Origin of the sequence: Pedobacter sp. KLB.chiD (assembly GCF_047040275.1) — a bacterium.
GTDB lineage: Bacteria > Bacteroidota > Bacteroidia > Sphingobacteriales > Sphingobacteriaceae > Pedobacter.
Genome location: NZ_CP178207.1, coordinates 2469686 through 2489237, shown reverse-complemented (window position 1 = coordinate 2489237; position 19552 = coordinate 2469686). Strand labels below are relative to the sequence as shown.

The window sequence follows — 19552 nt, the reverse complement described above, 5'->3', positions numbered from 1 at the left end:
GAGTAATCGGTATAATTTTGCTTCTCGTTTAGGAAAGCAGGTTCCTGTTATTATAGCTTCGGGTTGGCCCCGCTCTCCACTTTACTCGTTGCACTCGTGTCCGCTCCGATCAGGTTTAGGTGGCAGGGATCGTACAGCTATTTCGGGTTTTACCGCGAGGTGCTTTGATGTGAAAGTTTTCCGTGTGTTCTGAGCTTCCGTGGCAAAAATATCATGATCCATAGACGCGAACCAAGGCATAGAATATGGTTTACAACGATATCATCGTTAGGTGATTCAGGCACGCGTTTGAAACGCGCGCAAGCCTAGTGATTCAGGCACGCGTTTGAAACGCGCGCAAGCTTAGAGACAAAAAGCAGTTGCTGCTATTGAAGATTTTATAGCGAGGTGCTTTGATGTGAAAGTTTTCCGTGTGTTCTGAGCTTCCGTGGCAAAAATATCATGATCTACAGACGCGAACCAAGGCATAGAATATGGTTTACAACGATATCATCGTTAGGTGATTCAGGCACGCGTTTGAAACGCGCGCAAGCTTAGACATGCTTTTGCAAGACACATCTACAAGGGACTTAAAATTATCCCTTTCTTAGATATTTTGTTAAAATCACAATGGTTTGGCCTTCCACTTTACCCTCAATCTGTTCGGTATTATCGTGTACCAAACGGATATTTTTGACTACGGTACCCAGTTTAGCACTCAGTGTTGAACCTTTAACATCAAGTGTTTTAATTAAAACCACGGTATCACCTTCAAATAAACGGGCTCCATTACTATCCTGATGAAATTCTACTGTACCTTCCTGTTCATGGTCGCCGGTTTTTTTGGCCCATTCTAAAGTTTCATCGTCCAGGTATAAAATATCCAGACTATCTGCAGCCCAACCTTCATTTCTCAGGCGGCTTAACATGCGCCAGGCCACTACCTGAACAGGGGCAAATTCAGACCACATGGTTTCCGTTAAAATCTTCCAGTGACCGGCATCAAGCTGTTCATTTTTTTCAATCTGGTCTAAACAGGTTTTACAAACTAAAATGCTATTATCGCCATTGGCATTACTGGTTGGCGGTACCTCGTAAACCGATAAGCTGTTTTCAGTGGTACACAATTCACATTTATTTCCTGAACGGGTTTGCAATTCTTGTAGTAATGACATGGGTATTTAAATTTTCCGCGAAAGTAATAAAACTAATTGGAATAATTTGATAGCAAGGCGTATTCTCTTCGGTTGGTATTCCGTGTGTTCTGAGCTTCCGTGGCAAAAAAATAACGTGTTTGTGCGGAAACGACATTACTAAATATTTTTTCCAAAGTTCAGGACTGCGCTACAGTTGAAAATGACGGGCGGTGTTTACTTAACCGGCAAATGTATTTCTGCCAGCATACATCTTGCGCTGCCACCACCGTTTTTCTCAATGGTATAAAGTGGGGCATAAATAATGCGGCTGTACTGTTTCAGTGCTTTAACTTGTTCAGGGTCTAAGGATAAATAAGCCTGCTCAGACATGACCAGCAAACTTTCGCCTGCAGTATTGGAAACCTGTAACATATTCCCGGCAAATTTATTCATCTGCGCTAAACTGATTTCGATAATTTCCTTCCCACTACCTTTTAAACTGATGCTCACCCGCAGACGCTCTTCAGCATTGCGGATCGAATCAAGGCAAATTACGGCAAAACGATCACCGATACACATCATCACGTTGGTGTGGTAAATCGGGAAATTATCGCTATCTACCGCCTGAAAAACAACAGGTTCATATCCGGTAAGTATGCAAAAGTTGTTTAAAACCTCTTCATCTGTACGTACACTTAAGCAGGCATAGGCAATTTTATTGGCTCGATCCAGCACCATACTACCTGTACCTTCTAAAAAAGCGTGCTGCATTTCATAAAAACTCAGGTCGCTTACATGGTTTAGCTCAAAACGTGTTTTCAATTCTTCGAGTATTTCCTTCCTGCGTTCTAAACGGCGGTTTTCAGAAAACATAGGGTAGAGGTAAACCGAACCATCTTCGTGAAAAGATACCCAGTTGTTCGGAAAAATAGAGTCGGGTGTTTCCGGTTGCAGGCTATCATCAACTACGGTAACATCAACGTCGTTTTGTCTCAGCAATTCAACAAAACCATCAAACTCTTTTAAGGCCTGCGCCTGCACATCCTGTGTTTCGGATGCTACCTGAAATTTGTTGTTCGCGGCGGTTTGCTCGTTGAATTTAAAATCAACCGGGCGGATCATGAGGATATGGCTGGTAGTTTGCATTTTTCTTTCTCCATTTTTCATCCTTAATTCATTTCAGGATCTTTCTGATTAGATGCTGAAATAAATTCAGCATGACGTGATATCTATAAATTGTCTCTTAAAATCGGCAAACTCATACAGTGGAAACCACCACGTGCACGCGAAAGTTCTGCTGATGGCATTAAAATCAATGTATCGGTTATGGTTTCGGTATTTACCTTGCCGCTTTCCAGATCCTGAATTAAATCTTTCACATCAACCACATTAAAACCGGCTGCTTTAAAGGCTTCAACCGTTTTATCGTTCCTGTCGTAACCTAAAACTACACCTTCTTTAATGGCTAACAAATTGCACGAATCGGTCCATTGTTCTCTCGAATCGTAAGGGAAAGTATTGTTCCCGCTGTAAATAATTTTGGTTGGTTCTGTACTTTTTAAATCATTCTGACTGATATCGTTCAGCAAAGCTTCCACATGCTCAAAATGCTTCGGTTCTTGTGGGTTTGCTTTGGTAAACTGGATGGCTGTGGTTGCTTCGAGTTTTTCGGGTTCCTTTAAGAAGTTGATCGGTTCGTAAGGATTGTATTTCGGCGAGTGCGCAATTGAGTTTAAAATGACCCAGGTATTGCGTTTTACCTGTGTAAAAACAGTATCAAGATGCATGTAATCGCGCTTGCTCGGTATTTTTACCACGGTTACTTTTTCCACCACATTCTGCTCAAACAAAAGTTTAACAGCCTCATTCGCACCATGTTCTGATGTACGTTCGCTACAACCGATTAAGACATGATTTGGGCTTACCATCATCACATCTCCACCTTCAAGCGTGGTACTGAAAGCAGGCTCATCTCCCGGGCGTAAAAAATGCATCGTTACATCCGGAATTTCGAGGATGTTGTTGCGGTAGTTTTCAAATAAAGGATGGTTAAAAAAAATGTAGCGCATTAAAAGCGTTTCGCGTACGCGGGCTTTTTTGGCCGGTTTATTCAACAGAATGTGGTTATTGATGGTGGTACCCACATCACGGGTAAAAATCAGGTTGGGAATTGGCGCAAAAATCATGGTATCATCAGCCAGGGTTCCCGAAATAAAAATCTCTGCAAGTTCTTTAGCAGGCGTTTTAGTTAGTGCAATTTGCACTTTATAGGTACAGCCTTCAATAGCACAAACTGCAGCTACCAGTTTTTTCCGGATGGATTCATCCTCCAGCATTTCGCTCAATAAATTCTGTATTTCAATTACTGCGGTTGAATTGTGAAAATCGGGGTGATTGGGCTTATAGAAATTTCGGTTGGCCGCTTCAGAATCAATTTCGGCCAGTTTGCCCTTTATCTTATCCGGATCTAAAAAATACATCAACAGTTTGATGTAATAATCATACTCGCCCCTGCGGATGGTATCTAAATGTACAATATCTTCGAAAAGCCAGTCTTGTGCTTTAGAAGGCACCACTTTGCCCAATCCACTATCAGGGCTATGGATCAACAATTTGCGCAACCTGCCGATTTCGGTGTTTACATTCACTTTAAAATTTAGATTCTGCTCGCTCATAAATAAATTTATTGTTACAAAGCTATCAGAATTTTTTAAAAGTCAGAGGTCGGAAAGCCCGAGGTACGAAGAATTGCCAGGCCGCTGATTCAGATTTCCAACTTTAATATGTAGTGACCAACATCTTTAAACCTTATTGCAGCGGCAGCTCCCGATTCCTTCAATCGGGACTATAGCGAAAAGAAGGACTATCAGTGCCGACCTGCACTATAGCACCTTTCCAAACGTGTAAAAGCTCAAAAACCTTCCAGCTTAAACCTTTCACCTTCCACCTTTTTTACATATTTTTACGCCATGAATTTTATTATTACCGAGACGCAGAAAGCTATTTTGGAGCTTTATAAAGAAGAAATAGCCGAAAGTGTAATCAATATACAGGAAACGCGTAAAGAATTTGAAGGTCAGGCTACAATTGTGGTTTTTCCAATCACTAAAATTTCAAAAAAATCGCCTGAACAAACAGCTACTGAAATAGGAGAATATTTAGTGGCCCATGTAGAAGATATCACCAAATTTAATGTTGTTAAAGGCTTTTTGAACCTCAGTATTGCCGAAAGTTATTTCTTAAAACAATTTAACGAAGAGGTTTTAGCACCTGATTTCGGTATTTTCCCATCAAACGGAAAAAAGGTAATGGTTGAATACTCATCGCCAAATACCAACAAACCGCTTCATTTGGGGCATGTACGTAATAACTTACTGGGTTATTCGGTTTCTGAATTGCTTAAAGCTTATGGCTACGATGTGGTAAAAGTAAACCTGGTAAACGATCGCGGTATTCACATCTGCAAATCGATGCTGGCCTGGCAAAAATGGGGTAATGGCGAAACGCCTGAAAGTACAGGCGAGAAGGGCGACCATTTGGTTGGAAAATATTACGTCATATTTGATCAGGAATATAAAAAAGAGATTGAAGCTTTAAAGGCAGCAGGGCAGACAGAAGATGAAGCCAAGAAAAATGCTCCATTGATTAAAGAAGCGCAACAAATGCTTTTAAAGTGGGAGCAGGGTGATGAAGAAGTGGTTTCGCTTTGGAAAAAAATGAACGAGTGGGTATATGCGGGTTTCAATATTACCTATAAAAACCTGGGGGTAGATTTTGATAAGTTTTATTACGAAAGCAATACCTACCTATTAGGAAAAGGCACGGTTGATGAAGGTTTGGCCAAAGGTGTTTTCTTTAAAAAAGAAGACGGTTCGGTATGGATTGATCTGACTGCTGATGGTTTGGATCAGAAACTGGTATTGCGCGCCGATGGTACCTCGGTTTACATTACACAGGATTTGGGTACTGCCGAAATGAAACATGACGATTTCAATATGGATGAGTCGATTTACGTGGTAGGTAATGAGCAGGATTACCATTTTAAGGTTTTGTTTCTCATTTTAGAGAAACTGGGCAAGAGCTGGGCGAAAGGTTTATACCACCTATCGTACGGCATGGTTGATTTACCTAACGGAAAGATGAAAAGCCGTGAAGGAACCGTGGTAGATGCCGATGAACTGATTGAAAGTATGGTCAGCACCGCACGCGAAAAAACGGAAGAATTGGGTAAAACCAACGATTTTCCTCAGGAAGATAAAGAAGAACTGTATAAAAACATTGGCCTGGGGGCTTTAAAATATTTCTTGTTAAAGGTAGAACCTAAAAAACGTTTATTGTTCAACCCGGCAGAGAGTATCGATTTTCAAGGGAATACCGGCCCGTTTATTCAGTATACTCACGCCAGGATTAAATCATTGTTAAGTAAATCTGAATACAAGTTTGGCGTTGGGAGTTTGGAGTTTGGCGGGATTAGCGATGTAGAATTGGAAATGATCCTGCAATTGGCCAAATACCCAGCAGAGATAGAAATTGCGGCCAAGGCTTTCAGTCCGGCAAGTTTAGCCAACTATTTATATGAACTGGCCAAGCTGTTCAATAAGTTTTACCATGAGGTTCCTCCAATAGTAAAAACGGAAGATGGTGAGGTGAAACAATTCCGCTTAAATCTTTGTAAAAAAACGGCCGATATTATTTATGCCGGTATGCTGATTCTGGGCATTACTTCTCCGGAAAGAATGTAAGATGTAAAATGGAGAATAGAAGAGGTAAAGTGGTTGATATGTTGACAAGAGTAAAATGCCAACAGAACTGATTTTACTTTGTCTGGCGGCTTTTGCTGCCGGATTTATAGATGCAATTGTAGGTGGCGGTGGTTTATTGCAAACCCCAGCCACTTTACTTATTTTGCCTCATTACCCCGTTGCCACACTTTTAGGAACAACCAAAATACCATCGATTGCGGGAACAAGTTTAGCTGCATTTAAATATTCCAGACGCGTTAAATTTAATTTCAAGGTGCTCATTGCCTGTGCCGGCACCGCATTTGTTTCCGCTTTTCTGGGCGCTTTTATGGTGAGCAGAATCGATAATTCGGTAATTAAGCCCATTATTCTGGTGGTATTGGTTTTTGTAGCCATTTATACTTATTTTAACAAACAATTCGGGATCCATCAGGAAAAGAATCATTCCGTAAAAAAACAGGTTTTAATGTCGGCCGTTTTTTGTTTGGTTATTGGCTTTTATGATGGTTTAATCGGCCCCGGCACGGGTGCTTTTCTCATATTAATTTTCGTTGCCGTGCTCGGCTTCGATTTTATTGGTGCCAGTGCGCATGCCAAAATCGTGAACATGGCAACCAATTTGGCGGCAATTCTTTACTTCAGTTTCACCGGTAATATTTTATTTCAATATGCCATACCCATGGCCGTTTTTAATCTCTGTGGCGCTTTTTTTGGAACCAAACTGGCCTTATTAAAAGGAAATAAATTTGTAAGGATATTTTTTCTGTTCGTGGTATTTGGCACGATTTTGAGATTTGCTTATGAGGTATTATCAAAGTAAAATAATCTTATTAGATTTGTTAATCCATGATTAGATTAACGTTTAAATTTATTCTCGCTTTTTTTTTAATTACGCTTTCTACTTCGTTAAAGACGCATGCAGAAGTTTTTACGGTAACTTCAAATGCAGATGCCGGTTCGGGAACTTTAAGAGAGGCCTTAGTTAAAGCAGCGGCAAACGGTATTGCCGATAAAGACTTTATTCATTTCAACCTGGCTGATCAAAGTGAAAGCGGGAGAACCATCACTTTGTTAAGCCAATTGCCTGATGTCTCTTCAAATCTGGATATTGACGGATCGACACAAATTGGGAATTTTTTTGGTGTAAGTACAGCTAAAGTGCAGATAAAAATGTCGTTTTCTTATTTGACCACCTACTACGGATTAACCTTGATCAATGTTAATGATGTAGGTATTTATGGCATTTACATCATAAATTTACTGCCAACTACCGCGCCGGGAAGATGGGAGCAACGGCAAGGAATATGTTTACGGCAGGCAAAAAATATAAAAATTGGCGCAGCTGGAAAAGGAAATGTGATTTGTGGCTTTACACATGAGTTGGGGGTTAATGTGCATTTAAATGGTGGACAAATTCAGTATTATTCTGAAAATTTAACAGTACAGGCCAATATTATTGGTTTTGAATCTGATGGGGTAACATTGCCCATGTCTTTTTCTGGAGCTCAGTCCATGTATTACATATATGGACTGGTAGATATTGGTGGAGCTAGTCCTGCAGAGGGAAATGTATTTGCAAAAGGTATCAATTTCTCGCAGAGTAATTACAGTTCCAATAATGATCAATTATATTCTACCCCGGCAACGATAAAGATTAGAAATAATAAAATTGGTACAAATTTTAAAGGAGATATTGCAACGCCATTGTCATCAGGTTTTAGCGTGGTAACAGTTAGCCCTAATGGTAAAAATACAATCGATATAGAAGATAATGTCATTTCCAGTGAAGGATATGCAATCAACCTTTTAAATAATGGAATGCCTGTAAATATCAAAAGAAATTTTATTGGTATTGACAAGAGCTTAACTAAACGATTGCGAGCTTCAACAGGTGTTTTTGTTTACTATTCGGATGGTGTAGTTATTGGTGGGCAAGACCCTGCAGACGCAAACTACATAGGCTATTGCAAGCCGGTAAATGTTTGGCCATTTTCTACTGTTTCAGTTAATAAGAATAGCTTTTTCTGTACAGTTGGTGCATATCCAATGATATTTACCAATAACACTCGTACGGTTCCAGTGGTAAATATTAACAATTTCACCGCAAATGCTGTTTCTGGTACGGCTACCCCAAACTCAGCGATAGAGCTTTTTTACAGCGACCTGTGCGGAACATGTTCTCCTGAAACCTATTTTGCCAGTACCACAACTGATGCAAATGGCAACTGGAGCTATAGTGGCAATATTTTAAGATCTGTAATTGCTTCTGCAACTTTAAATGGCACCACATCAGAATTTACCCGAACAAAGGTGGATGTTGCAGGCATTAAGATTACTCATACCTGTTCTAATAAGGGTTCTATAACAGGTGTGTTGCCATTAAGTGCTGCTCATGTAGAGTGGTTAGATGTTAACGGCAATGTAGTGGGCAGGCAAAAAGACCTTGTAAATGTGCCAGTTGGTACTTATCGGTTAAAAGCAAGTAACGGAGATTGTAGTGAAGTAACACCATGGTTTGAAATTAAAAAGGGATTGACAGCAAATGCCGCAAATATTCGGATCGTAAATCCTGCCTGTGGTACCGGTGGCAGCATCAGCGGTTTACAAGTGGTAAATAATACATCATTGCCTGCAGTTTATAGTTGGAAAAACGAATTGGGCACCGAAGTGGCTACCACCTTAAATTTAACCAATGCTGTACCCGGTAAATATACGTTAACCATTTCTACAGCCGATAATAGTTGTACCGAAACTTATGGGCCGATCACATTAACAACCACTTCCGGACCCAATGTTAGCCTGCTTTCCTTATCTATAACCGCAGCTAATTGTGGTACAAATTCTGGTCGTATTACCGGAGTTGTAGCAACCGGCAGTGGCACTTTAAGCTATAAATGGAAAAATGGCAACAACCTGCAGGTGGCAAGCATTATGGATCTGGTCAATCAGCCACCCGGAAATTATACCTTAGAAGTTACAGATCAATCTGGCTGCGGACCGGTGATTACACCGGTTATTACCATTCCGGACGCCAATGCCATTACCATTGATGATAGCCAGAAACAAATTTTCAATCCTACATGTGTGGGTAATAATGGAAGTATCAAAGGTTTGCTAATCTCGGGAGCCAGTTCCTATACATGGAAAAATAGTGATGGTCAAATCGTGGGTAATCAGCTAAATTTAGAAGGAATGCCTTCCGGCAGTTACCAGTTAACAGCTTCAAATCCATCATGTACCAAAACTTATGATCTTACCTTGGTTGCACAGCCAAATTTAATTGACGTTAGGGGTGGTCTGACAAAAACGATTACCGATGCTTCCTGCGGATTAAACAATGGCAAAATCATGGTTACAATGACGAATGCTGCTCACCCGCCAATAAGCTATAGATGGGAAGACGAATCAGGCAGAACGGTTGGTGGAAATACGGCAGTACTGGAAAACTTAGATGCAGGCAATTATAAAGTTTACGGAATAGACGATAATGGTTGCGAAAAATACCTGATTAGTTACAGGGTTAACAGGCAGGCTGAACTTGCTTTTGTAAATAGCAATGTCCATATCGCACATGATCATTGTAATCAAAGACAGGGAGGCATTACCGGAATGCAAATTAGTGGTGGCCTTGCACCTTTCAACTATAAATGGACCAATAGTGCAGGTGTACAGGTTGGCAATAGTTTAGATATAAATGATTTATCCAAAGGTAATTATAAACTGGAAGTTACTGATGCTATAAATTGCCAGCCATTGATTTCGGAATTTGTGGTTGATAACCTGACCAGTCAAATAGAAGTGCCGGCAGTTACGCCGGTCAAACTTTGCTCCCCCGGAGAAGCAATACTTCGGATAAATGGATTAACATCAGCCACCAGCTATGCCCTTTATGAAAATAAGGAGGCCTTATTTCCTGTCGATGTTTCGGTTAATGGCATTTTTAAAGTTGATGCCAGAAGCAGTAAAAGTTACTTTGTTACTCAGCGTATTGGTGATTGCGAAAGTGTTAAAATGGAAGCTAAAATTACAGTAGGCTTATCAGAATTAACGGTAGCAAACTCGTTTACGCCCAATAACGATGGTATTAATGATATTTGGAATTTAACGGGTATTGAAAATTATCCAAAGGCAAACATTCAGGTTTTTAACAGAGTGGGAAATAAGGTTTATGAATCGATTGGATATAAGATGCCGTTTGATGGAACAACTAAGGGTACCAGACTTCCTACCGGCGTATATTATTATGTTATAAAATTAGGTCAGGAGTGCGAAATGGTTACGGGTTCGTTAACGCTATTATACTAATGTTGGGCTGTTGTTAGGCAAAGAGCAGGCAACAATGACTTATTGGTTGGAAAATAAATGAAAAAGGTTAATCTTGATTTTATACTGCCGCTTTTTGTATATTTCTGGGCGCTTTATACCTGTTATACAATTATACTTACCTGTTATGATTTTTCGGGCATGAAACCCATTGAATGGGCAAATGCGGAAAATCATACAGCTGTATATGCTAGCTTGAGGAGCACAACGGTGACATACAATTTCGTAAAAGATAAGGCCCGGATCAGCAGGCAATATCCGGGTATAGTGGAAGGCCTAAATACCTGGCTTTGGGGGATAGATAAAAAGAGCCGCAAACTTAATATCTCTTTTTACCTTCGGGAAAGCGACTACAATCGCATCAAAAAAAAGGAGATTAAACAGAAGCAGGATATTTTTGGAGGAAAAGGAGATGAGATTGAGACTTTTCCCTTTTTTGGGTTGAGAAAGATAACTTTCAGATCGAATGCATTTCTACGCTGGACAGATCTATGGAAGTATAATTACAAATGGTGGATATTTGTCCTTTTTTTATTGGCACCTGGTTTAATTGTATTTCTAATCAAAAAACTTAATAAAGTTGAGGTTGTTGAAACAGTAATACCATCGAAATCAAGCAAAATCCATGATTATGTTTTTTGGACGTTAGCTGGGATTAACCTTTTTAATTTTTTCATATAAATCGCGGTGCTAATGATGATCAGAAACTTAAAATTAGTGGTGGCTTTGGCGATGATCAGCTGGGCTGCTCATGCACAGCCTTTTCTGCTCAAATCAACTTCCGGAGCTAAACCCTTTCTTATGAATATCTATTATGCTGATGGGGGGAAGGGAGCCTATGTAAAATACCTTGGGCAGCAGGGAATTATTCCCTTAAGCTTAAAAAACCGAACAGCACAGGGCAAAACATCAACATCAAAAGTATCCTACATTTGGGATGAAGTAGTGGAAGGAAAAGTAACCGGAGTATATAAATTGAGCCAGGAAGGCAGTCAGGTATCAGCTGCATCTTATTTGAGGCACAAAGATCATCAGCTATTTAAGCTGGAGCAGGTGCAAAACCAGGAAGACGGTTTTGAAAAAACAGGTTTTTTGTTGAATGGGGTCATCATATCCTTTTCAAAAGGTATGGATGAAACGCTTAGCTTCCGCTATCCCGATAAAATTACAAAAACAGCTCATTTGCCTGGTTTTGATAGCCCTGACCCACAGCGTAAAGGCACGATAGAAGATTATAATTTTGACGGTTATGATGATGTGGCATTTTCGATCCCCGATGCGGGAATGGGAGTTTACCGTACCTTTACCATTTACCTGTATAACCCGGTATCAAAGCGCTTCAACTTACTTGCAGAACCAAATGATCCCAGGGCCAAATGTTCCGGATTTTGTGATGTGACGTTGGATAAGAAGAATAAGTTGCTTCTTACATCTTGCAGGGGCGGGGCAACCTGGTGGAATAATGTATATCAATATAGGGACTATAAATATTTAACCTGGGTAAGTTCCAAAAGAGCTGACAACTAATTATCTTGTTCTTGATATCAAATTCATATTTAAGCAAACCTCTTATTGCAAAACCTAACCGACCAAAACCAATACCATTGAAAGCCAAAGTATCTTTTCTTGTTTTTATCCTGTTTGCTTTATTCCATACAGTAAGCTATTCGCAAATCGTACTTCCATTTGAATTGTATGACAGCAAAAGTATTCTGATCAAATTACCTGCTTTGAATGGTAAAGACTCTTTAACTTTCTTTTTTGATACAGGTGCCTCTACAATTTTACTGGATAATCAGATAGCCGAAAAATTTGATATTAAAGCAGATCTTCAACAGGAAGTTCCAGGAGCAAGTGGCAGTAAAATGTACCGCTACGCTACAGACCAAAAATTTTTCCTGAACCAATCAACAACAATTGATCATGTGAATTTTGTTCTTGATGATCTGTCAAGGTTAAATGCTACCCACGGCAGAAAGTTTGATGGTATTATTGGCAATGATATTCTAAGTAAATATTTAACGGTGGTAAATATTACGAAAAGACAAATATTGTTATATCCGTTTAAAACAGCCTTGGATACCACCAACTATAAGACGATAGATTTCGTGTTTGGTAATGGAATACCTATTCCCCGCTTCTCTATTGATGTTCAGTTATTGAATGGGGAAAAACTTTCCGGAGATATCTTATTTGATAGCGGAGCAGGGCTCACCCTCTTGTTTAATACTCCTTTCCAGCAAAAAAACAATTTATTGGCAAAAGTGGGGAAAACGGTTTTGAGTACGCAAAATAATTTAAGTAATAAGAGCGCTACAACGCTTGGGGCCGTTGCCTCCATATCTATCGGACCATATACATTCAAGGGTAAACTTCCTGTAAATATATCTTCAGACCAGGCAGGGGTTAGCTCATATAGTGGTTATCTGGGGATTTTAGGAAGCCAGATTATAAACCGTTTTGATTTTATTTTAGATTATGCTTCCAAAAAACTTTACCTGAAGCCGAATTTTTTATATCCACAGGATTTTACCACAGCTGTTCCGCCATTTAAGATCATTTTACAAGAAGGGAAGGTGATGATAGACGATATCTTCGGGCAATCCGCAGCCTATCATTGTGGCCTCAGGAAAGGTCAAATTATTTCATCCATCAATAAAGTGAAGTCGATAGACCTACAGGTTTATCGGCAAATGTTGTTGAATGAAAACGAAAATATCGAGGTAGGTTATGTTGACAGTGATGGGAAAGTTAAACAATGTGTATTCAGGATAGAGAAATTACGATAGTTATTCTATCTAATAAAATAAATTGTGGAAAAAGATATTTAAAGTTTCTTATTTCTTAATCTACATTGTGATTTTAAACAGTTGGCAACAACTGATCAATCTGCAGTTGTAAATTCGATCAGATATGATTTAAGTGGCATTCCATTTTCATTGCGGAAACCGTTTCCCACCAGCAGCTGGTATCTGGTATTGGGTTTTAAGTTTACATTAAAGGAGGCCGAATACCCATCTTCAGAAAAGCCTGTAAATTCTTTGATCTTCAATACCCTCGATTCTCCTAAGGGCCCAAGTTCAAAATTCCGGTACCGTTTATCCATCTTAGCCGAAAACTTGATGGTCATCTGCGATAAATTTGGATCAACTTTTTTGCTCCCGTTTTTAAATTCTTTAATCTCTACAACCCTAGGGCGATCTTTATCATATTCCCTGTAAAATTTCGATACGGGCTTTTCAAAATAACCAGATCGATCCACAAATGGGTACAAAGCGGTAGGATTGTTATAATCAAGTGTTATCATTTTTCTAATGGCCCGTTTTTTATCTTTCGAATTCTGATAATATTTTTTACAGATTTCGTACCCTACATAATAGCCCAGATCGCGCATTTTAAACTCATTTTCAGCATTACTGTATAACCAGAATCCAGTATCGTTAAAAAACATCTGTTTGGCAAACACGCTTTTTATATTTTCGGAATGTTGTGTGCCGAAATGGATCGCCGGCGCTGATGATGGCTTCCCGGTAACCCTAACCGCTACAAATTCGGCTACGCCTTCAATAACGCATTGTGAAAGCAGATTATATCCAATACTGCTTTTTTGCTGGGTATGCACATATTCATGCACATTTAAGAATACGGTATTGTTTATCGGGTTGCTGTTAAAAAAAGTTTTCAGATGCGATAACGCTTTAGGGAATTCAGCGGAAACGGTATTTTCATCAGCCAGTGCGAGTTCACTGCCGATCAGCACATTTCCATCCAATGTTGTTCCATTGGTGCGTAAGGCGCCAACGGTAAAGTAAATATGGGCAGGTTTAAGCTTGTTGTAAATTTTGCCCAATTTATCTATTTCTGTGGCAATACTATCTGCAAACTCATCTGCACGTAGGGTATTGTCCCTTATCGAACGCCAAAAAAGCGGATAGTGACGAATGGCATCTAAATAAGATTTAGCCGTATATCCTCTCGCTTTCATGATCGACTTTAAGCCATTAGTACCTTTGTTAATAAACAGATCGTTAAGGTAACCCGTGTGCAAAGTACTATCACTGGTCTCTTTAATCTTATCGTAAGCGGTCCAAAAGTTTTTAATATCGGATGTGATAATACGCTGTTGCAGATCCTGGGCATTTGTTTTCAAAAAAAATAGTGATAGCAGTAATAGTAGGGCAGATGGTTTCAAGTGAGGTGGTTTTTAATAATAGAATAAAAATTTGAAATAATCATAAGCAATAATAAACAATCTGCCAGCAATTGGCGCCAAAATTAAAACCGTTTGCTAAACCTTTTATAACATTTAGCAAAGTCGAATAGTCAATAATAAAAGCCTTGGAAGGTTATTTTTTATTTACTTCTCCAAAATCGACAATTTCTTTCTCTTTAGGCAATTCATTATGGTGTAGATCATCGAAACCGTTTTGAATGCCCGATCGGTAATGGTCAATTACATAAGGAACACCTTCTCCCAAAAGGAGCTGTGCAGAGGTAGTTACCTCAAAATGCAGGTGCGGTTCCCGTGCATCTCCGGAATTACCAATATTGCCCAATAATTGCCCTTTACTTACATGATCTCCTTTTTTAACACGCACAGTACCCGGCTTCATGTGCATATAGTGGGCGTAGTGTCCTTCACCAAGATCAATGACGATATGGTTACCCGGCAGTTTTTCTAAAGTTAGCGGTACTGCCGGATGAAAAGCTTTTCCGTGTCCGGGAATGTTATCTGGTAATCCATCCGTGGCAGAGATGACTGTCCCATCGGCCACTGCAAATATTTTTTCCCCATAACAGAAATATGAACGTACATTTGCTGCATCGCCGGAAAAAGACACGCTGTCTTTAACCTTTTTCCAGTCAATCGCAAATCGCCTCGAATTCACTGCACGTCCACCAAGAATGATAGTTCCCCGTCGGTGATGATTATCAATACTGTTGCCAGGGCCATCGGCCGCAATCCAATTTGAACCCGCTACAGGAGATCTAAACGTTTGAAGTTTAGTGGTATGTGTATTTACTTCCGCTCCATCTAAAGAATCAGCCGAGGTAATGATCCGATGTATAATATTGTTGGGAAAAGGTATCTCTTTGTTCGTTTTTGCTTCTATATATATTACTGCACTCTTTCCAGCTCCAATATTCAGGCGGTCTTCCGGATTGTCTTCGCCCAAAACTTTTACCATGCTTTTGAGTTCTAGGGAGTCGAACGATAGGAATGGCGCATTGCTCTTTCGGTCTCCATTAAACAGTTCCATCCGTTGTAAATGAATGGGTGATGCACTGAAGTTCGTGAGATAAAGTTCATAGATCAGAAAGAAATTGGATCCGTTCGGAAAAGCAGTAGGGCCAAATGGTATTCGCATTTCCAATTGCAGGGGAAATGAAAAAGGTTGAACTGTGCGCTTCGATGGTGAATCTTGTGCGCTTGAAGGACTCAAAAAAACAAAATTGAGTAACCAAATTAAATAGATTATTTTTAGACCAATACTTTTCATGCGATAATATTTATCTATTAGATGTGGTTTGATGGGATCAGGTTACATGATGATATAAATAACGTGAGTTATAAATCTAAAAAATCATTTGGGATACAAAAACCTTTATTTTTATATCAATTGAGCATTCTTTTTGTCCTGGACGGACGGTCTTCTTTCTTTTTGCCGTCAAAAAGAAACAAAAGACGCCGGCTGAAAATTTTTCTATTAAAGTCATGGAGTGGGCTTTGATTGTGCTCCCCGAAAAATTTGTTAGGCCGGTGATGCCGAGAACGAAGATTTTCTGCTTTGGCTTAGCCAAACGTTCATGATTGTTGGTAAAATTAAGACCCATAATTCACGTTAAATAACAACTAACCATAAATTAAATGATGTAGAATTAACACGTCATCACGTCAATTGTTATTTTTCCTGAAAGCGGTTCCGATCACTTTGCCATACTCCAGCATTTCGAGTTTTATTTCCTGGTTGGGCAGTTGTGTAAATCGAAGTACACCGTCTGCACCGCCTTGCCTTATGCCTTGAAATTCGTTTTCAGCAATAGGAAAAAAACGCATATCCCATTTAATCCTGTTGGTATTATGCACCAGGTGGCCCGCCAGGTAGGTAATCTGCTGTTCTTCGCCATCATCTTTAGTGATATAAGTACCTGCATACTTTGCGATTTGAGCATCAGGCAATGTGATTTTTTTGGGGTATTCTATCTCAATTTTACGATTGTCCAAAATTTGGTTAACGGTTTCGAACGGATAAGCGCCCATCTTGAAATTCTGGAGCGTAATAATAGTCCTGTCTTTACTTACCGAATGGTAAATAAAAGAAGCATAGCCATCCCAGCTCCCCGTATGCCCGTAAGAAAGTTTGTTTTTTCCGCCGGAAAGTTCAAGTCCGAAACCATAAGGAATATTTTTACCCTTGGAGGTTTTCGTTACTTCAGTCATCATTTCCAACTCAGCCCGACTGAAAAAGTTATTTGATTTTAAGGCATTCTCCCATTTATACAGGTCCAGAATGGTAGAATTCACTTTAGCATTCCCCACAATGCCGTCCAGGTAATACACTACACTATCTCCGTAATCTGGATTTTCGGACGTAATTTTATCAAACGATTGGCGCTTCCAGACATATCGGGTAGCATAATTTTTTATCCTTTTTGGATTTAGTCTTCTGTTATAAACAAATGTCGACTTCATTTTTAGCGGTCTGAAGATGTTATCCCCGAGGTAATCTGCGTAAGTTTTGCCGGAAATGCGTTCGATGACACTCGCCAAAAGTGCATAGTTGGTATTATTGTACCTGTGCATGCTGCCCGGTTTAAAACTCAGGGTATCTTTCCGCAGGGCATAAAATACTATCAGATCTTTATTGTTGGCAATTTTCTTATGGTCCCATTTTTTGGCCATATCGCCGATATATTCAGGAAGGCCGCTGGTATGCCTGATCAGATCATATATCTTAACATCATGCCATTGTTTCAGTTCGGGGATGTATGTATCAATCGCATCATCATATTGAAGCAAGCCTTGGCGGTGTAGCAGTACAATAGCTGCAGCCGTAAACTGCTTTGAGCAGGACCCGAGTTCATAGATGGTATTTTTATTTGTTTGGTACCTGGACAACGTATCGCGGAAGCCATAACCTTTTGCCAGCAATACTTTACCTTTTTCGGCCACCAGTACAGACCCGTTAAACTGTTTTTGATTATACATTACGGCAAACACGCTATCTAGCCTGGCACGGGAGGTCTTCTGGGCATACATGTTGGTGCAGATAAGCAATAGAAGGGTGGTAATTCCGGTTTTATTCATCAATATTACATTTAAGAATAAGACGCCGGATTTACAAATGTGTTGCATCTGGCACGAGATCTTCACCTATACTTTTACAGTAAATAATAGTGGATTCAAAATACACCCCCCATTTGTTTTACCGCATTGCGCTAGTTGTTTTTGTGCGCTGATAATGATTTAAGTTTTGTTACCGCTTCATTTCTGCTATTGATCTCCATTTTCATAAAAATATTTCTCATATGGTATTTTACCGTATTTACTGAAATGAAGATCTGCTCCGCAATCTCAGGGTTAGACATGCCCTGCGCAAGAAAATGTAATATTTCTAATTCCCGGTCGGTGAGATCGTATGTTTCCCGAAGGCTTTGCAAATCAAGTTCTTGCTGATCTGTCTTTTCCGCTAAATGTTCCTCTATTTTTTGTCTGAAATAGCGATTTTCATTAAGTACCAGGCTGGCCCGTTGTATCATGCTATAAAGAAATACAATCATTTCAGCTACACAACTGACTTTTAGCTGACCTGAAAAAATTTGGATGCTCGGTAAACCAACTTGTCTGAAAACATAATATTCTATGGCGAAAAATAAATAGATGGAATAAGCGAATACATAAGTTTTGGCATTTTCATTATGTTTAAACTTAAACAGGGCAATAATCCAATAACTCGTTAACATAGCTAAGGCAGTACACTCAGCGATGATATAAAATAACATGTTTCCATGTTTAATATATAGTAACCAGGCTGAACCACTGCAGATTACCGCCAGGATTACCGGAAGTCTCATTTTCCTGAAAATTTCTGGAGCCTTTATAAAATGTTGAGAAAAGAAAAAACCGGCAACAAAAGCACCGATATGAAGAGGGATATCCGCATAATTTAACAGATAGGGATCATTGCTGAAAAAAGTTAACAGGCCATCAGAACAGGCGATGGAGGTCACAATACAAGCCTGAAAGAGTCCATAATAAGCAAATACCCGCTCGCGAAAAAAGATAAAAAACAAGGTATTGACGATAAATATAACGGTAGCAAGCCCGTAAAACATGCCTAAACTGAAATTTCCTTTTACCTCAAAACGCCTGAATTGATATTCCTCCATCAATTTAACGGGAAAATAGGTAGCTTTTTTAAAAGAGGTAACCAGGTAATAGGCATCAGTCCCGCCATTTACCCTGAAACGCGGATATCCCCATGGGGTGATGTCGCTATGGTAGTCGTTTCCCGCACTATCAATTGGATAGAGGCTGTTTTGATCCAGCTTACATAACCGGATGCCAGACAGGTGTTCTGTCGGGAAATATAATATCAGTTTTTTATGAACGTCAGTTTTGATATTTGGACGGATCCTGAAAACATAATAACCATCATGGTGGGCTTGAGCTTCAGTTGCATAAGGCTCAAAATGTAGCGAATTCAGTGCTAAGGGCCATACCATTTGAGGTAATCTGGCATATTCAATACGACAAGGCAGTTCAGCTTTTCCCGTCTTAGCTAAAGAAAGGAATAGCAGCAAAAAGAGGAAACGATACAAGGATAAACTAATTTTTACAAATTTATCAAAAAAATGAGAAAGCTTAAAACCAGACGCTTTTTTTGATGCTTTAATGTGTATACTAAATCAGTCCTATCGTGTGGAATAGCTTGTTTGCATGGTCATGCGTAGCTCAGCCCTGTTAATTGATATGATAAATGTCAAAAGATATTTTATAATGCACTGTGTAGGTTTGCCTCTGGCGAAAAGCTATGGGCCTAACCAATGTCGTGGCAAAGGAACACGGGTTTGTGATACAGGCTCAATCGAAAGCACGTTTGCTAAAACCGGCATGGTAGCACCATCAATCAATCGGTAAAAGAGATCATGTCTTTGGCGAGTTTGAGGCCTGGCTTCCGAATAAGATGAATAGATTTTCTACCCTATACCTGATCAATTTAAGTTCGGACATGATGCAAAATCAATCCTGATTTTAGCGGATGATGGTGGTCAATCAAGGCTCGCAAAAAAAAAATCATTTTGAACGGTAAAATGGCGCCTTTGGTACACGTGCCATTAAGCTACCCCACTGGATAGGCCTAAATCTCA

The 19552-nt window shown here is 39.6% G+C and carries 14 protein-coding genes; 6 read left to right on the top strand and 8 right to left on the bottom strand.

What is annotated here, in order from left to right:
• Nucleotides 1-575 precede the first annotated feature (575 nt).
• The 3 genes from ACK1I8_RS10055 to ACK1I8_RS10045 form a co-directional block, all read right to left on the bottom strand.
• Nucleotides 576-1154: a PhnA domain-containing protein gene (locus ACK1I8_RS10055; protein WP_412469194.1), complete on the bottom strand. Its 579-nt coding sequence runs from the start codon at nucleotides 1152-1154 to the stop codon at nucleotides 576-578.
• Nucleotides 1155-1349: 195 nt separating this feature from the next.
• A complete protein-coding gene (gene ctlX, locus ACK1I8_RS10050; RefSeq protein WP_412469193.1) occupies nucleotides 1350-2282 on the bottom strand; it encodes a citrulline utilization hydrolase CtlX in 933 nt (310 codons plus the stop codon).
• A 62-nt stretch (nucleotides 2283-2344) separates the two neighbouring features.
• Entirely contained in the window at nucleotides 2345-3790 is a 1446-nt protein-coding gene (locus ACK1I8_RS10045) for an arginine deiminase family protein (protein WP_412469192.1), read from the bottom strand.
• A gap of 294 nt (nucleotides 3791-4084) precedes the next feature.
• Here ACK1I8_RS10045 and argS point away from each other — a divergent pair, with 294 nt between their 5' ends.
• The 6 genes from argS (at nucleotide 4085) to ACK1I8_RS10015 (ending at nucleotide 12969) form a co-directional block, all read left to right on the top strand.
• A complete protein-coding gene (argS, locus tag ACK1I8_RS10040; protein WP_412469191.1) occupies nucleotides 4085-5857 on the top strand; it encodes an arginine--tRNA ligase in 1773 nt (590 codons plus the stop codon).
• Between the two features lie 55 nt (nucleotides 5858-5912).
• Nucleotides 5913-6677 (top strand): sulfite exporter TauE/SafE family protein, encoded by a 765-nt coding sequence (locus ACK1I8_RS10035; protein ID WP_412469190.1) that lies wholly within the window; start codon nucleotides 5913-5915, stop codon nucleotides 6675-6677.
• A 26-nt stretch (nucleotides 6678-6703) separates the two neighbouring features.
• Nucleotides 6704-10162 carry a gliding motility-associated C-terminal domain-containing protein gene (locus tag ACK1I8_RS10030; protein WP_412469189.1) on the top strand — a complete coding sequence of 1153 codons (3459 nt, stop codon included), beginning with the start codon at nucleotides 6704-6706 and terminating at the stop codon, nucleotides 10160-10162.
• 57 nt (nucleotides 10163-10219) lie between these two features.
• Nucleotides 10220-10861 carry a hypothetical protein gene (locus tag ACK1I8_RS10025; RefSeq protein ID WP_412469188.1) on the top strand — a complete coding sequence of 214 codons (642 nt, stop codon included), beginning with the start codon at nucleotides 10220-10222 and terminating at the stop codon, nucleotides 10859-10861.
• 12 nt (nucleotides 10862-10873) lie between these two features.
• Complete coding sequence (locus tag ACK1I8_RS10020; RefSeq protein ID WP_412469187.1) at nucleotides 10874-11707, top strand: XAC2610-related protein; 834 nt, start codon at nucleotides 10874-10876, stop codon at nucleotides 11705-11707.
• A gap of 77 nt (nucleotides 11708-11784) precedes the next feature.
• Complete coding sequence (locus tag ACK1I8_RS10015; protein ID WP_412469186.1) at nucleotides 11785-12969, top strand: retropepsin-like aspartic protease; 1185 nt, start codon at nucleotides 11785-11787, stop codon at nucleotides 12967-12969.
• Nucleotides 12970-13064: 95 nt separating this feature from the next.
• On the opposite strand, the gene ACK1I8_RS10010 is transcribed toward ACK1I8_RS10015, so the two are convergent.
• From ACK1I8_RS10010 to ACK1I8_RS09990, 5 genes are all read right to left on the bottom strand, one after another.
• A complete protein-coding gene (locus ACK1I8_RS10010) occupies nucleotides 13065-14330 on the bottom strand; it encodes a DUF2268 domain-containing putative Zn-dependent protease (protein WP_412469185.1) in 1266 nt (421 codons plus the stop codon).
• 196 nt (nucleotides 14331-14526) lie between these two features.
• The gene (locus ACK1I8_RS10005; protein ID WP_412469184.1) at nucleotides 14527-15441 is read right to left on the bottom strand and encodes a M23 family metallopeptidase; all 915 of its coding nucleotides are present in this window, start codon (nucleotides 15439-15441) and stop codon (nucleotides 14527-14529) included.
• A 316-nt stretch (nucleotides 15442-15757) separates the two neighbouring features.
• Nucleotides 15758-16015, bottom strand: a complete 258-nt coding sequence (locus tag ACK1I8_RS10000; protein ID WP_412469183.1) for a hypothetical protein — start codon at nucleotides 16013-16015, stop codon at nucleotides 15758-15760.
• Nucleotides 16016-16076: 61 nt separating this feature from the next.
• Nucleotides 16077-17489: a serine hydrolase domain-containing protein gene (locus ACK1I8_RS09995; protein ID WP_412469182.1), complete on the bottom strand. Its 1413-nt coding sequence runs from the start codon at nucleotides 17487-17489 to the stop codon at nucleotides 16077-16079.
• A 131-nt stretch (nucleotides 17490-17620) separates the two neighbouring features.
• A complete protein-coding gene (locus tag ACK1I8_RS09990; RefSeq protein WP_412469181.1) occupies nucleotides 17621-18907 on the bottom strand; it encodes a LuxR C-terminal-related transcriptional regulator in 1287 nt (428 codons plus the stop codon).
• Nucleotides 18908-19552: the final 645 nt, after the last annotated feature.

Coding starts and splice junctions, on each gene's coding strand:
- ACK1I8_RS10030 (WP_412469189.1), top strand. CDS start 6,704: ATGATTAGATTAACGTTTAAATTTATTCTCGCTTTTTTTTTAATTACG.
- ACK1I8_RS10000 (WP_412469183.1), bottom strand. CDS start 16,015: ATGGGTCTTAATTTTACCAACAATCATGAACGTTTGGCTAAGCCAAAG.
- ACK1I8_RS09995 (WP_412469182.1), bottom strand. CDS start 17,489: ATGAATAAAACCGGAATTACCACCCTTCTATTGCTTATCTGCACCAAC.
- ctlX (WP_412469193.1), bottom strand. CDS start 2,282: ATGAAAAATGGAGAAAGAAAAATGCAAACTACCAGCCATATCCTCATG.
- argS (WP_412469191.1), top strand. CDS start 4,085: ATGAATTTTATTATTACCGAGACGCAGAAAGCTATTTTGGAGCTTTAT.
- ACK1I8_RS09990 (WP_412469181.1), bottom strand. CDS start 18,907: ATGGTATGGCCCTTAGCACTGAATTCGCTACATTTTGAGCCTTATGCA.
- ACK1I8_RS10055 (WP_412469194.1), bottom strand. CDS start 1,154: ATGTCATTACTACAAGAATTGCAAACCCGTTCAGGAAATAAATGTGAA.
- ACK1I8_RS10025 (WP_412469188.1), top strand. CDS start 10,220: ATGAAAAAGGTTAATCTTGATTTTATACTGCCGCTTTTTGTATATTTC.
- ACK1I8_RS10035 (WP_412469190.1), top strand. CDS start 5,913: ATGCCAACAGAACTGATTTTACTTTGTCTGGCGGCTTTTGCTGCCGGA.
- ACK1I8_RS10005 (WP_412469184.1), bottom strand. CDS start 15,441: ATGGAACTGTTTAATGGAGACCGAAAGAGCAATGCGCCATTCCTATCG.
- ACK1I8_RS10045 (WP_412469192.1), bottom strand. CDS start 3,790: ATGAGCGAGCAGAATCTAAATTTTAAAGTGAATGTAAACACCGAAATC.
- ACK1I8_RS10020 (WP_412469187.1), top strand. CDS start 10,874: ATGATGATCAGAAACTTAAAATTAGTGGTGGCTTTGGCGATGATCAGC.